Annotated in this window: 12 protein-coding genes; 4 read left to right on the top strand and 8 right to left on the bottom strand. The window is 72.4% G+C overall.

Annotated features, from left to right (window positions below; translation table 11 throughout):
• Nucleotides 1-47 precede the first annotated feature (47 nt).
• The 4 genes from rbsD to D7193_RS22425 all read right to left on the bottom strand — a co-directional run bounded on the left by rbsD (nt 48) and on the right by D7193_RS22425 (nt 3,797).
• On the bottom strand, nt 48-419 hold the full coding sequence (rbsD, locus tag D7193_RS22440; protein WP_120781530.1) for a D-ribose pyranase: 372 nt from the start codon (nt 417-419) through the stop codon (nt 48-50).
• Nucleotides 409-1,362: a ribokinase gene (locus D7193_RS22435; RefSeq protein WP_120781529.1), complete on the bottom strand. Its 954-nt coding sequence runs from the start codon at nt 1,360-1,362 to the stop codon at nt 409-411. The genes rbsD and D7193_RS22435 overlap by 11 nt, the downstream gene beginning before the upstream one ends.
• On the bottom strand, nt 1,359-2,399 hold the full coding sequence (locus D7193_RS22430; protein WP_120781528.1) for a LacI family DNA-binding transcriptional regulator: 1,041 nt from the start codon (nt 2,397-2,399) through the stop codon (nt 1,359-1,361). Before D7193_RS22430 ends, D7193_RS22435 begins: the two co-directional genes overlap by 4 nt.
• 225 nt (nt 2,400-2,624) lie before the next feature.
• The gene (locus D7193_RS22425) at nt 2,625-3,797 is read right to left on the bottom strand and encodes a nucleoside hydrolase (RefSeq protein ID WP_241563417.1); all 1,173 of its coding nucleotides are present in this window, start codon (nt 3,795-3,797) and stop codon (nt 2,625-2,627) included.
• 593 nt (nt 3,798-4,390) lie between these two features.
• Here D7193_RS22425 and D7193_RS22420 point away from each other — a divergent pair.
• On the top strand, nt 4,391-5,380 hold the full coding sequence (locus D7193_RS22420) for a nucleoside hydrolase (RefSeq protein WP_158674837.1): 990 nt from the start codon (nt 4,391-4,393) through the stop codon (nt 5,378-5,380).
• 149 nt (nt 5,381-5,529) lie between these two features.
• Nucleotides 5,530-8,466, top strand: coding sequence for an ADP-ribosylglycohydrolase family protein (locus tag D7193_RS22415; protein ID WP_147434430.1), 2,937 nt, complete (start codon nt 5,530-5,532; stop codon nt 8,464-8,466).
• 111 nt (nt 8,467-8,577) lie between these two features.
• Here the strand turns inward: D7193_RS22415 and D7193_RS22410 are convergent, their stop codons facing one another.
• Nucleotides 8,578-9,306: an HD domain-containing protein gene (locus D7193_RS22410; RefSeq protein ID WP_120781524.1), complete on the bottom strand. Its 729-nt coding sequence runs from the start codon at nt 9,304-9,306 to the stop codon at nt 8,578-8,580.
• A 97-nt stretch (nt 9,307-9,403) separates the two neighbouring features.
• On the opposite strand from D7193_RS22410, the gene D7193_RS33515 reads away from it, so the two are divergent.
• Nucleotides 9,404-9,604, top strand: coding sequence for a hypothetical protein (locus D7193_RS33515; RefSeq protein ID WP_158674836.1), 201 nt, complete (start codon nt 9,404-9,406; stop codon nt 9,602-9,604).
• A 58-nt stretch (nt 9,605-9,662) separates the two neighbouring features.
• Here D7193_RS33515 and D7193_RS22400 read toward each other — a convergent pair whose 3' ends face one another.
• Together D7193_RS22400 and D7193_RS22395 are read right to left on the bottom strand one after the other, a co-directional pair.
• On the bottom strand, nt 9,663-10,157 hold the full coding sequence (locus D7193_RS22400; protein WP_241563293.1) for a nitroreductase family deazaflavin-dependent oxidoreductase: 495 nt from the start codon (nt 10,155-10,157) through the stop codon (nt 9,663-9,665).
• A gap of 69 nt (nt 10,158-10,226) precedes the next feature.
• Nucleotides 10,227-11,243, bottom strand: coding sequence for an AraC family transcriptional regulator (locus tag D7193_RS22395; protein ID WP_120782141.1), 1,017 nt, complete (start codon nt 11,241-11,243; stop codon nt 10,227-10,229).
• A gap of 52 nt (nt 11,244-11,295) precedes the next feature.
• On the opposite strand from D7193_RS22395, the gene D7193_RS22390 reads away from it, so the two are divergent.
• Nucleotides 11,296-12,420: an FUSC family protein gene (locus tag D7193_RS22390; protein ID WP_120781522.1), complete on the top strand. Its 1,125-nt coding sequence runs from the start codon at nt 11,296-11,298 to the stop codon at nt 12,418-12,420.
• Between the two features lie 302 nt (nt 12,421-12,722).
• On the opposite strand, the gene D7193_RS22375 is transcribed toward D7193_RS22390, so the two are convergent.
• The gene (locus tag D7193_RS22375) at nt 12,723-13,427 is read right to left on the bottom strand and encodes an alpha/beta hydrolase (RefSeq protein ID WP_241563292.1); all 705 of its coding nucleotides are present in this window, start codon (nt 13,425-13,427) and stop codon (nt 12,723-12,725) included.
• Nucleotides 13,428-13,448 lie beyond the last annotated feature (21 nt).

Here is a 13,448-nt window from a genome sequence, read left to right as displayed (position 1 = left end):
ACTCCTCTCGGGTGGTGGTGTGGCTGGACTCGCCTGCTCGTGGTTGCTCAGAAGGCGACGCCCGCGTGTAGGACGACGTTGGCGTAGGGGGTGGCCTCGCCCGTGCGCACCACCACGCGGGCCTGCCGGGTGAGGCGCTTGAGCTCGTCGTGGGGCACGACCTCGGTCGGGATGTCGCGCAGGACCTCCCACCTGTCGCCGCTCTCGGCGGCCACGGTGGCCCGCTCGACGACACACTCGTCGAGCACCGTCTGGAGCACGGCGAGGAACGGTGGCTCGCCGCGCCGCCAGAGCAGGTCGATCGCCTCGACTCCGGGTGGCACGGGAAGCCCGGCGTCGGCGATGACGATGAGATCGCCGTGCCCGGCTTCGGCGATCACCGCCAGCAGGCGCGGATGCCACAGGCCGTCAGGTCGCATGCTCGCTCACCTCCGGAAGTCGGGACGCCGGCGTGCTGAGCAGCCGGTCGACCTCGTCGCGGCGTGGAAGGGATGTCTGGGCGCCGGGCCGGGCGGCCGCGAGCGCCCCAGCGGCGCAGGCACGCCGGGTCGCCGTGCGGAGATCGGCGCCACCGGCGGTACGGGCCAGGGCGAACTCGGCGCAGAAGGCGTCACCGGCACCGACCGCGTCGACGGCGTCCACCGGGAACGCCGGGACGTGCGTGACGTCGTTCGCGCCGACCGCGATGGCGCCGTGTTCACCGATCGTCACCACCACCTCGGGAACACCGAGGTCCCGCAGCGCGACCGCCGCGTCGGTCGGGTCAGCGCGGCCGGGGACCAGTCCGGCGGCCTCGGTTTCGTTGACGACCAGCACGTCCGACCGGCGGATCAGCTCGGTGAGGTCGGCGCCCGGACGCTCGGGCAGGGGCGCGGCGTTGAGCACCACGGAGACGCCCGCGGAACGGGCGGCGTCGGCAGCCGCGCGGCAGGCCGCGATCGGCACCTCGAGCTGGAGCAGCAGCGCGTGCGCGCCCTCCAGCCTCGCCCGGAGGTCGCGCGCGACCACCTTCGCGTTGGCCCCGGGCGAGATGGTGATCATGTTGTCGCCGTCGGGCCCGACGACGATCAGCGCGACCCCGGTCGGCCCGTCCGCCGTGACGCCCACACCGGACACGTCCACCCCGCCGGCGGCGAGGCCGTCGCGCAGCTCCGCGCCGAACTGGTCCGCACCCACCATGCCGACGAGGGCGACCTGGGCGCCCAGCCGCCGCGCGGCGAGGGCCTGGTTCGCCCCCTTGCCTCCGGCGCCGCGCACCACGTCGGTGCCGGCGATCGTCTCCCCGGGGCGGGGTAGGCGCGGCACCCGGATCGACAGGTCCATGTTGAGGCTGCCCAGCACGATGATCTTCCCGAGCGTCATGGGCGCTCCTCGGAGATGGTGGAGTCGCCGCCGGCGGGATCCGGGCAACCGCACGAGCCTCGGGGCACCAGCCTGGTGGCGCAGACCAGCCGCGTCGCCGGGTGGGCGGGGTCGGCCACCTTGGCGACCAGCCACTCCACCGCGAGCCGGCCCAGCTCCTCGACCGGTTGCCGCATGGTCGACAGGGCGGGAACCGTGTACGCGCCCCCCTCGATTCCGTCGAACGAGAAGATCGCGAGGTCGTCGGGCACCCGGACGCCCATCTCGGCGGCCGCTCGCAGCACACCGAGCGCCTGCTCGTCACTGGCCACGAACAGCGCGTCGGGCCGGTCCCGCTCGGCCAGCAGGGCGCGTCCGGCGCGGTATCCGTGGGCCCGGCCGAAGGGGACGTGCACCAGCGCGGCCGGCTCGCGTCCCGCCTCGTCCAGCGCGCGTCGCCAGCCGGCCACCCGGTCGACCGTCGGGTGCAGGCCGTCCAGCCCGGCCACGCAACCGATCCGGCGCCGGTCGTGGTCGATCAGATGCGTTGTCGCCGCATAGGCGCCACCCTCGTGGTCGACCAGCACATGGGTCGCCTCGGGCAGGTCGATGTCGCGGTCGAGCACGAGCCGCGGCACGGCGCTCTGTGCCAGGTCGGCTATCCAGCCACGGGTGCCGCCGTGCGCGGGCACCACGATCAGGCCGTCGACCTGCCGGTCGACCAACGCCCGGACGTACGTGGCCTCCCGCCCGTCGTCGTCCATCGCGTTACCCAGCAGCATCGTGTAGCCGTGCTCGAAGCCGACGTCCTCGATGCTTCGCGCGAGCTCGGCGAAGAACGGGTTCGAGTTGTCGGGCACGACGAGGCCGAAGGTCATCGTCCGGTTGGTGCGCAGCGAACGGGCCACGGCGTTGGGCCGGTAGCCGAGCTGCCCGATCGCCGCCAGTACCCGTTCCCGGGTCGCCGGCGCGACTCCGCGCGGGCCACCATTGAGGACGTAGCTCACGACGGCCTCCGAGGTACCGGCAAGCTGTGCGACGTCTCGACGTGTCACCATTTCGCGCCCTCGATCCCCAATGTCAACTCGTGTTGAGGTGGAGTATCTGGGCGTGTTCGCCGATCCGCAAGGGTCGATCGAATCGCCGTCCGAGCGTCCCGTCGTACGACCACCAGCATCATTTCCCCGACTGTTGTCATCGTCCGTTTCCGTCATCGCCGCCGCGGGTCGCGCGGCCACGACGGCGGGACGGTTCCGCCTCCGCGCATCGTGGCCGCGCCACGCTCAGATCGGCCGCGTCATGAGGTCGACGTACAGGTTCCAGAAGGCGTCACGGTTGATGTCGAAGAGCACCTGGACCTTCTGCGTGCCGGTGGGGAAGTTCTCCGGCTTGTTCATGTCCCGGTCCCTGCTCGGGCCGTAGCCGATCGCCCGGCCGTAGTCCGGGCCGAAGCTCGTGTCGATGTCGAGGTAGCGGTCCTCGACCTTCGTGGCGATCGAGGGGTCCAGGAACACGGCCGAGGTGATCGCGTCCCAGACGAAGGACTGGCGGGCCGGATTCGCCTCGAACTGCGGGCCCTGCAGATCGCGGAACATCTTGGTGATCGGGGTGTTCGGGCCACCGACGACCCGTTCGTACTCCTTCTTGGTGTACAGCACCCTCTCGGCCACGTCGTTGGGGACGACAAGTTGCCGCTTGAACGGCGTCCGCAGGGCGATCTTGGCCGACTCCGGGTCGAACCACCAGTTGAACTCGGCGGCCGGCGAGGTGTTGCCGGGGATGTCGATGGCGCCGCCCATGTAGATGACCTGCTTGACCAGCGGCACGATCTCCGGGTACGAGCGCACCGCGAGGGCCACGTTGGTCGCCGGGCCAAGGACGAACAGGGTGACCTGGTTCGGGTACTTCTTCACCTGCTCGGCGATGAACTGCGCGGCGGCCTCCTTGGCCGGCTTCGCCCGCGGGTAGCCGCCGTACGGCTCGCTGGCCAGCTCGCGGTAGGACGCGGGCCGCTCGCGGCGGTACGCCCCCATGTACTCGACGTTGCCGAACAGGTCCTGCTCGGCGGCGAGGGTCGCCTGGCGGCTACCCATGAGCGGCTCGCCGCCACCCGCGACGACGGGCACCCGGTTCGCCTGCTCGATGAGCTCGAGCTGCCGGAGCGAGTACGCCGTCCCCTCCTCGACCCAGGTGTTGCCCGAGACCACGGTGACCCCGAGCAGGTCCACCTTCTTCGAGTTGGCGAGCATGAACATGGCCACGGCGTCGTCGTTGAGCTGACCCATGTCGACGTCCATGATGACCTTCTCCGTCGCCTTCGAGGCGGCCGCCGCAGCTGCCGGCGCGGCTGGCGTGACCTGCGCCGGCGACTGAGCCTGGCTGGCCGGTACCGCCAGGAGGACCGCGCCGAGGACGGCTGTGGAGATCGTTGCGACGAGTGCCGGGACTCTGGGCATCTTCACCGTGCTGACCATCCTTTCGCTCGAACGATGTGGCGAGACGCGGTCTCGCCGGACGGAATGGGCGGGTCACGCCAGTCGTCCGCCCGCCCCGCCGAGATGGCGAATCCACGAGAGTGTCGGCCGATCGGGGCCGGGGGATGGCCCTCAGGGCGGTCGGACTGATCGACGGACGCCGACGGTCTGGCAGCGTTACCCAATCATCAACTCGAATTGGCAACTCGAGTTGCAACGCAGCCTGCGTCAATCCCGTTCGCGACGGCAACCCCTCGTGATCCAGTCGTGATGTAGAGAAGCGTGGATGGGTTGACCGGGATGTCGGACCGGTTCGGCCGGGCGGCCGGGCCGACCTGCGAAACAGGCTGCCTCCACTGTGGATGTTGGTGGCGGATGGTGATCGCTCGATGTCGAGCGGCCTCGTCGGGCTCAGGTTACGAACGTGTAACGACCCTGGTCACTGCCTTGTCCATCGATGTGTGGGTTGGTTTCGATGGCCGCAACACGTGTTGACAACACGAGTTGCATCACCGGACAGGAGGGAAGCTCGGATGCTTGGAGGACGAAGGCTCGCCCACGGAATCGTCGCCGTCGTGACGGCTGCGCTCGCGACCGCGGCACTCGGGACACCACCGGCGGCCGCCTCCGGAAACCACGGCCCGCAGCCGGTCAGGCTGATCTTCGACACCGACTTCGGCGGTGACGTCGACGACGCTGGCGCAGCCGCGATGCTCAACGCCATGCAGGACGACGGCAAGGTGCGGGTGCTCGCCATGATGACCAGCAACCTCACCCGCTGGGCGGCGCCCGGTCTCGACGCCATCAACACCTACTACCGCCACGGCAACATCCCGATCGGGGCACTCCGGCCGGGATACGACGACCCCGACAACAACAACCTCTCGACGTACGCGGAGCACCTCGCCACGTCGTACCCGAACAACGTGCGGGACTCTTCGCGGGTACCGGAGGCCGTCGACCTGTACCGCAAGCTCCTGGCCAAGCAGCCCGACCACAGTGTGGTGATCGCGGTGGTGGGCGGTCAGACGAACCTCGCCCAGCTGCTCGCCTCCGCGCCGGACCGGCACAGCCGGCTCTCGGGCGCGCAACTGGTGGCCAAGAAGGTCCACCACGTGGTGGCGATGGGCGCGCAGTTCCCCGCAGGATTCGAGTGGAACATCCGCCTCGACCCGGCCGCCGCCGCCACCGTCGCGGAGCGCTGGCCGACGCCGGTCATCTACAGCGGGTTCGAGGTCGGCGACAGCATCTACACCGGACGTCAGCTGTTCTTCGAGACGCCGCCGTCGAACCCGGTACGGGCGGCGTACGAGCTGTACGTCGGGTTCGGGAACAACCGCGAGAGCTGGGACATCACCGCCGTCTACTACGCCGTGCTCGGCGGACAGGGCATGTTCGGGCTCTCCGAGCCCGGCACCGTCAACTTCGCGCCGGACGGGTCGAACACCTGGACCCCCACCCCGGGGGCGGACCGCTACTACCTGCGTACGACCGTCGCGGACAGCGAGATCGCCAGCGAGCTGGAGGAGTGGATGATCCAGCCGCCCGAGCGGAGGGGCCACTGAACCGACGGGTGCCGCCCGGCACCGCGGGCGCTTCGACGCCGACGAGGAACACGTACAGGTCAACGCCTTGATGTCAGTCCACGAATCACCCGTGGCCCGCGACCCGTGCTCTCGGCACGGGCCGGGTCCGGGCAGGAAGGACGGCCGGAATGTACGGAGGAACACTTGCCCGACGGGTCGCCGGCGTCATGGCGGCAGCGGTCGCCGCGGCCGTGGTGCAGGGGGCGCCACCCGCGACCGCTGCGCCACCGGGCGCGACGCACCCGGCACACGCCGCTTCGGAGACCTCGGCGGAACCCACCTCGGCACGGGGACCCCGGGACACGCTCACACTGCCCCGCGAGACGTACGCGGACCGGCTCCAGGCCATGTGGCTCGCCGAGTGCATCGCCAACTGGACCGGCCTGCGCACCGAACTGCAACGCTCGGAACCGCCCTTCTACACCGACGACGACTGGGGCACCAACCAGGGCCAGGGCGGCGCGCCGATCGACTTCGTCATCCAGGCGCCGTGGGGGGCCGATGACGACACCGACATCGAGTACGTCTACACGCACCTGATGGCCAACGTCGCGGGCAGTCCGTGGCTGTCGCCCGAGCAGATCGCGAGCGGCTGGCAGCGACACATCAACGACTTCATCTGGGTGTCCAACGCCCGGGCCCGAGCGCTGATGGATCGTGGCATCCTGCCACCGTCGACCGGCATGAACGTCGCGAACACCGACTCACTGATGATCGATGCGCAGCTCACGACCGAGGTGTTCGGGGCAGTCGCGCCCGGCCGGCCCGACCGGGCCCTCCAACTCGCCGACCTGCCGATCCGCACCACAGCCGACGGCTACGCCACCCACATCTCGCAGTACTACGTGGCGCTCTACGCCCTGGCGCCCGTGGTCGATCAGCGGATGTCCGGGCGTGAGCAGGCGCTGTGGCTGACCCGGGAGGCGCGCAAGTACGTGCCGGACAGCTCGAAGGCCGCCGACATCGTCGACTTCGTGCTCGCCGACTTCCTGGCCAGTCACGACGTGAACGACTGGGAGGCGACCCGCGACCGGATCCACCAGCGATACCAGGTGAACGCCGCCAGTCACGGCTTCATCTACCGCGCCAACGTCGAGGCGGCGATCAACTTCGCCACCGGCATCATGGCACTGCTGTACGGGCAGACCGACTACCGGCGCACGATCCAGATCGGCACGCTGTCCGGATGGGACTCTGACAACCCGACCGCCACCCTCGGCGGGCTCATCGGCCTGATGCGGGGCACCGACTACATCCGCGCGCAGTTCCCCGGGGTGGCCCTCTCCGACCGCTACAACATCAACCGCACCCGCGACAACATGCCGGACTACCTGCCCGACGACCCGCAGGCCGAGGACACCTTCGAGTTGCTGGCCGACCGCATGTTGCCACTGGTGGACGAGACGGTCCGAACGACCGGTGGCAGGGTGTCGACCTCGCGTTGGGACATCCCGACCGTCCCGGCGCCGGACCCCGGGAAGCTCGCGAGCCTCGCCACCGCCAACCCAGCCGTCGACCTCTACCTGCGCAGCGCCAACAACCAGGTCCGACGGGCAGGCGGCAGGGTCGAGGCGACCACGGCGGCGACCGGTACCGCCGACGGCGGCGGTCAGCCCGACCCCGCGCTGTTCGCCGACGGACGAGAGACGAACTTCTCCGGTGACGAACCCCGGCAGAACGCCCGGTTCTTCTCCGGCCGCCTCGACCGGCCCGTCACCTTCGCTGTCGCGTACGACCGGCCGGTCGACGTCGACACCGTGCGCCTGATGGGCGGTGACCTGACGGAGAGCGGTGGCTGGCTGGAGAGCGCCCGGGTCGAGCTGCGGGGGCTCAACGGTCGCTGGCAGAAGGCACCCTCCAGCGTCGTCCAGCTGAGCAGGCTGAGCAGCGAGCAGCCATACCAGATCGTCGACTTCGCACTGGGTCGGTCGGTGCGGGCGACGGGCGTGCGCGTGATCGGTGACCTCGGCGACAGCGCGTACGCGACGGTTGCCGAGCTGGACGCGCTTGCGCCGGCACGGTCGCCCGCCAGCGGCACCGTCGACTCCCCGCTCGAGATCACCCCGCGCGCCGCGGCGCTCACGCCCGGCGGGAGGCTGAAGCTCACCGTGGCCCTTCCGCACGGTGGCGCGCGTCCGTGGAACGGCCATCTCACGCTCGACGCGGACGGACTGAGGGTGTCACCGAAGAGGGTGGACTTCCGCGACGTCCGCCCCGGTGGTCAAGCCTCGGCGGTGTTCGAGGTGGAGGTGCCGGCGGGAACACCGATCCCCGGTCTTCGGCACCTCACCGCCCGGGCGAGCGTGGCGGGAGTGGACGTTCCCCCGGCCACCGCCACCCTGACGGTGTTCACCTTCGGCGACGTCGGCCCCCTGGTGGCGACGGGCGGACGGGGTAACACGATCCGGCTGGGCTGGCAGTCTGCCGACGGGGGAAGGGGCCTGGCGGGGTACCGGGTGTACGGGTCGACGGATCCGGCCTTCACCCCCGGCCCGGCGACCCTGCTCGGGCAGGTCGACACCACGTCCTTCTCGCACACCGGTCTGGGCCTGGACGAGACCTGGTACTACCGGGTGATCCCGGTCGACGGTGCCGGCACCGAGGGTTCCCGCTCGGACATCGCCTCGGCCACCACCGGCTCTCTGTACGTCATCGAGGCGGAGGCGCTCACCCCGCCCGCGGAGGCGACGGCGCCCTACCAGATCCAGGGGGACTGCTGCGGCGTGAACTGGTCCGACGGCCGGCAGATCTGGTTCCAGGCGAACGGCGTCGGCGACCGGCTGACGCTGCGCTTCGAGGTACCGAAGAGCGGGCGGTACGACCTGGTTCTGGCGTACACGAAGGCCTGGGACTTCGGCATCCAGACCCGGACGCTCGACGGAGAGCCGCTCGGGGAACCGTACGACCACGCCACGTCCGGGCCCGTCGCCGTCGATCGCCAGAGCTACGGACCGGTCGACCTCAGCGCCGGAACACACGAGCTGACCTTCGTGGTGACCGGCAAGCAGGCGAGTTCACCCCGGTACGGCTTCGGACTCGACACCATCGAGCTGGACCCGCAATGAGCGGATAGGTGGTCCGACGGTCGAGGGACCGGCTCAAGGGGCGCTCGTACCCACCGGGTACGGGCGCCCTGCCGCGCCCGGCGGAGAAAGCCCGGGCGGTGTGCGGACCGGTCAGTGGTGGTGCGCGGGCTGGTCCAGGATCGCGCTGAACCGCTCCTCGGCGAGGTCGAGCTGCGCCAGGATGTGGCGCTTCACGTCGGCCGGGAGCGGGGTGTCCGGCCGGGTGACCAGGTCGCGGTACACCGGCACGAGCGGCCGGTACTTGCGGGCCGACGACTCCACCTTCGGCCCCACGGTGTGGATCACGCCCACGCCGTTGTCGGTGAAGTCCGAAATCTTGATCACCCGCGCCCAGGGTTCCCGGTCGAGGCTGGCGGCCACGTGCTCGCGGTACTGCTCGTTGCGGTCGCGGTCGGGGTCGTACCGCGGGTTGGTGACCGCGGCGACCAGGCGCGCGACCCGCGGGCCGAACCGGTCAGCGAGCGTCGCCAGCGCGGCCGCCGTGGGGTTGTCCCCGGCGGCGTCGCCGGCCAGCTCGACCGGGTGGTCCTCGACGGCGTCGTGCAGCAGCCCGGCGACGATCACGTCCACGTCGCGCACCCGGTAGTGGTGCATCATGCGGATCGCGACGCGGAGCAGATGGTTCAGGTACGGCTCGCGGACCCGCCGGTCGTCCCGGTGCAGGTCCGCCGCGAGGTCGAGCGCGGCGGTGAGTCGGGCCCGCGCCGCCTCGTCGAAGGACTGGATCTCCAGCCGGAAGCGCTCCAGGAGACCCGGTTCGCCGTGGATCTCGGTGATCGCGTGCATCGGCATGCTGCCCAGGTACGGCGGGAAGTCCATGCGTCACTTATAGCGGATCTTCACCACGCGGTCGGTCCCCGAACCGCCGGCGAGCGGTCACCCCTGCTCACCGACGGTGTCCGCCCGGCGTGCCGGGGTGCGCGAACCGGAAGGGCCCTACCGCCCACGGCACGCCCAGCTCGAAGGGGAGCGCGCCGTGTTCGGCGGCGCGGCGCAGCACGTCGTCGACGCCCCGGATCCGCGCGCGGCGACCCGCCACGGCCGGCACGGCGTGGTGGTCGCCGACGGGCACCGAGACGTGGCCGCCGCCGCCACGCTCGCGGCCACCGTCACCTGACGCGGGCGGTGTGACCGTCGGAGCCGCCGCCAGCCGGCAGTGCGACGGTCGCCCGAGGTCAGTCCGCGCCGGAACGGTCCGGGTCGACGCGGAAGACGGGGTACCGGGCGGCCACGTCGGCGATCTCGGCCAGCGGCGCGCCCCGGTCGAAGGGCAGGTGCGGCCGGGCTCCCGGTGCGACGTCCAGGTACCGCTGAAGCAACGGAGCGCGCTCGGCGACGGGGACCTCGCTGAGCCGCACCGGCTCCCGGTGACGGTGCCGCAGCACAGCGCGCCCGCCGGCGGCCCGGACGTTGCGGACCCAGTTCGTGTCCGGGCCGAGCATCGACACGAGGTAGCGCCCACCCTGGTGGTGGACGACCACCAGCGGAAGGCTGACCGGCCGACCGCTGCGCCGGCCGGTCACCTCCAGGGTCACCCAGTGCCCGGGCGCGAGCAGGCCGGATGCGAAGTGGACCGCCGAGATCCGGTTCAACACCCGCGCCATCCGGTTCGGCCGGCCGGTCCGGTACATCCAGCGTGTCAGGCGGTAGCGCCGTGAGTCGTGCCCCATGACCACCCTCCCGTGTCCGCGTACACCGTGAGCACACACCCGCCAGCGCGTGACCTTTAGAGTCGACGGTCACGCGTACCCGGGACCGTCGGACCCTCCCGCGCTGCCGTCGGCGCGGGCCGGTGCAGCGGCCGGCGCGCCGGTTCCGCCGTCCGTCTCGGCGGCGGCCCGGTGTGCCCGCGGACTGATCCCGCGGACCCGGCGGAACGCGGCGCTCAGCGCGAACGGGTTGGCGTACCCGACCCGCCGGGCCACGGCGGCGAGCGTCGCGTCCGGCTCCCGGAGCAGGTCGGCGGCGAGCGACAGCCGCCACCCGGTGAGGTACGCCATGGGCGGCTCGCCGACCAGGGCGGTGAAGCGACGCGCGAGCGCCGCCCGGGACACACCGACCGCCGCGGCGAGGGAGGCCACGGTCCACGGCCGGGCCGGGTCGTTCTGCAACAGCCGTAGGGCCGGGCCGACCACCGGGTCGGCGGCCGCCCGGTACCAGCCGGGCGCGGCCCCGGGCCGGGCGAACCAGGTCCGCAGCGCCCCGATCAGCAGCAGGTCGAGCAGTCGGTCGAGCACCGCGGCCTGGCCGGGCTCGTCCCGCGTCACCTCCTCGGCGAGCACCGGCAGCAACGGGTTGCGCGACTGCTCGCCGGGCACGACGAGCCGCGGCGGCAGGGCCGCCAGCAGCGGGCGGCTCACCTCGCCGGGCAACTGGTACGTCCCGGTGAGCAGCACCGTCGACCCGGACGGGCCGGTGCCCCAGGTGCGTACGCCCAGCGCCATCGACTCGGCCAGCGGCTCGCCGCGCAGTGTGGTGCAGCGCTGACCCGGCCCGATGACCACCTGCGGCGGGGTGGAAGGGTCGTCGGCCACCGTGTACGGGTCCGGCCCCCGCAGGACCGCCACATCACCGGGCCGCAGCGCCACCGGCTCGCCGTCGTCGGGCACCACCCACGCGACGCCACGGACCAGCGCGGCCACCGTCAGCGGGGCGCCGTCCTCGATCCGCAGCGCGTACGGCGGGTCGAGCACCGACCGCAGCAGGAAGGCTCCCCGGGCCCGGGGACCGTCCAGCAGCCCGGTGAGCGGATCCATCGCCCGATGGTAGACGATCACGTATGTCCGAAGCCGGTACGAGGAGGCGGCGATGATCCGGTGGGGCTGGTTGCGCGAGGCAGCCGGCCGGCTGCGGCGGGGCTGGCGGCCGGTGGTGGAGGCGACGCTCGCCGCCACCGTGGCCTGGATCCTCGCCACGCGGCTGGTGGGCCATCCGCAGCCGTTCTTCGCGCCCGCCGCCGCGCTGATCGTCCTCGGTCAGGCCCGGGGCCAACGGCTGCGCCGGGCGGTCGAGGTGGTGCTCGGGGTGGCCGGCGGCGTGCTCGTGGCCGACCTGGTGATCCAGGGACTCGGGCCTGGCACCACCTGGACGGTGTTCACCGTCATCCTGCTCACCGTCGCCCTCGCCGCGGCGGTCGGCGCGACCGGCGTCACGCTCGTGCAGGCCGCCGTCTCCGCCCTCTATCTCGTGGTGGTCGCGCCGTCTTCCGAGTCGCTCGTGCCGTTCCGGTTCGTCGACGCGCTGATCGGTGGTGCGGTGGCGCTCGCCGTCAGCCAGCTGGTCGACGCCCGGCGGCCGCTCGCCCCGCTGGTCGCCGAGGTACACGGCACGTTCGACGACCTTGCCGACCTGCTCACCGACATCGCGGGCGCCCTGGACCGGCATGACGAGCCGGCCGCGCTCGCCGCGCTCGCCCAGGCCCGCGGGATGGACGCCCGTGTCGACCGGCTGCGCGAGGGGGTGCTCGCCGCCGGGGAGGCGCTGTGGCTGAACGTCCGGCGGCGGCGGCACCTGGGCCGGCTGCGCTCGGTGGACAACTCGATCCGCCAGGTCGACTACGTGGTCCGTAACGTACGGGTGCTCGCCCGGGCCGGCGTGACGCTCAGCCGCCAGCCCACGCCGGTGCCGACCGACCTCGGGGTGGCGCTGCGCTGCCTGGCCGACGCCGTCCGGGCCGCCGGTGAGGCACTGGCCGCCGACCTGGAGGGCCGCGACGAGATCGCCGACGCGCACGCCGAGCGGGCCGACCAGGCCGCGCTGGCCGCCGTACGGACGGCCGGCGGTCTCTTCACCCCGGGCCGTACCCTGCCGCTCATGATGATCATCGGGCAGGTCCGGGCGACCGCCATCGACCTGCTGCGCGGTGTCGCCGCCGACGACGACGCCACGGTGCTCGGCCGCGTAGACCAAGCCCTGGGCCTGCCCCCAGTCTGACCGCCCCGGCCCCGCGGCCCCGCGCCCCCGGGCTCCGGGGCTCAGGGCCCCCGCGCCCGGGCCCCCGCGCCCGGGCCCCGCTGCGGGGCTCCGGCGCTCCCGTCTCCGGCGCGGCGCGCTCCCTCGCGGTCGATCATGCAGTTGTGGTGCCCCGCGAAAGGTGTGAAGAGGGGCAAGCCAGGCACCATAACTGCATGATCGCCGGGGCCGGGGCCGGGGCCGGGGCCGGGGCCGGGGCCGGGGCAGGGGCAGGGCAGGGGCGGGGCGGGGCGCCCCCGGGGCAACGGGGGGCGGGCGCCTGGTTAGGGGAGGGTTTCCAGCCAGGTGGCGGCGGCGTCGCGGACTTCCGGCGGGATCTCGTGGCCGCCCGTGAACTCGTGGTACGTCACGTCGTACCCGAGGTCGTGCAGTCGGGGCACGAGCCGCCGGCTGCACACGTCCACCGGCAGCACCCGGTCGTCGACGCCGTGCGACACGAACACCCGGGGCTGCCCGTGGGTGACCATCGGCGCCGCGAACCCGGGGGAGAAGGCCACCACCCCGGTGACCAGGTCGCCGTTGGTCAGGCCGAGCGAGAGGGCGTACGACGCGCCGTCGGAGAAGCCGCCGAGCACCACGTCGCGGATCGGGTACCCGGCGAACACGGACTCCAGCAGCCCGTCGATGCGCCGTACGTCGATCCCGAACCCCTCGACGATGAGGTCCCAGCTGCTCGCCGCCGCCTGCGGTGCGACCAGCAGCAGGTGGTGCGCGTCGGCGACGGGGAGCAGCAGGTCCAGCCCCTGGCGTGCCGAGCCGCCCGCGCCGTGCAGCAGCACCACGAGCCGGTACGGGCGGTCGCCGGAGGGCGCCGGGGCGTATAGCAGGGCGAGCAGATCACCGTCGGCGTCGGTCATCGGGACCAGGCCGGCGGTGGCCGGGCCGACGGGCGGGCCCGGTCGGGTGGTGAGTCGGCCGTGCCGGGGGTTTTCCTCCGGCTGCCGGTGCGGCGGCGCGGGTTCGGACACGGATCACCGCTCCTCGCTGTC

Source organism: Micromonospora costi (genome assembly GCF_003626655.1).
Classification (GTDB): Bacteria; Actinomycetota; Actinomycetes; order Mycobacteriales; family Micromonosporaceae; genus Micromonospora; species Micromonospora costi.
The sequence above is the reverse complement of the archived record's forward strand: the minus strand, read 5'-3'. Positions and strand labels throughout refer to the sequence as shown.

Bases quoted from the DNA above. Each gene is read 5' to 3' on its own strand.
- D7193_RS22430 (WP_120781528.1), bottom strand. From the start codon at position 2,399: ATGGTGACACGTCGAGACGTCGCACAGCTTGCCGGTACCTCGGAGGCC.
- rbsD (WP_120781530.1), bottom strand. From the start codon at position 419: ATGCGACCTGACGGCCTGTGGCATCCGCGCCTGCTGGCGGTGATCGCC.
- D7193_RS22395 (WP_120782141.1), bottom strand. From the start codon at position 11,243: ATGGATCCGCTCACCGGGCTGCTGGACGGTCCCCGGGCCCGGGGAGCC.
- D7193_RS22410 (WP_120781524.1), bottom strand. From the start codon at position 9,306: ATGGACTTCCCGCCGTACCTGGGCAGCATGCCGATGCACGCGATCACC.
- D7193_RS22390 (WP_120781522.1), top strand. From the start codon at position 11,296: ATGATCCGGTGGGGCTGGTTGCGCGAGGCAGCCGGCCGGCTGCGGCGG.
- D7193_RS22425 (WP_241563417.1), bottom strand. From the start codon at position 3,797: ATGCCCAGAGTCCCGGCACTCGTCGCAACGATCTCCACAGCCGTCCTC.
- D7193_RS22400 (WP_241563293.1), bottom strand. From the start codon at position 10,157: ATGGGGCACGACTCACGGCGCTACCGCCTGACACGCTGGATGTACCGG.
- D7193_RS22435 (WP_120781529.1), bottom strand. From the start codon at position 1,362: ATGACGCTCGGGAAGATCATCGTGCTGGGCAGCCTCAACATGGACCTG.
- D7193_RS22415 (WP_147434430.1), top strand. From the start codon at position 5,530: ATGTACGGAGGAACACTTGCCCGACGGGTCGCCGGCGTCATGGCGGCA.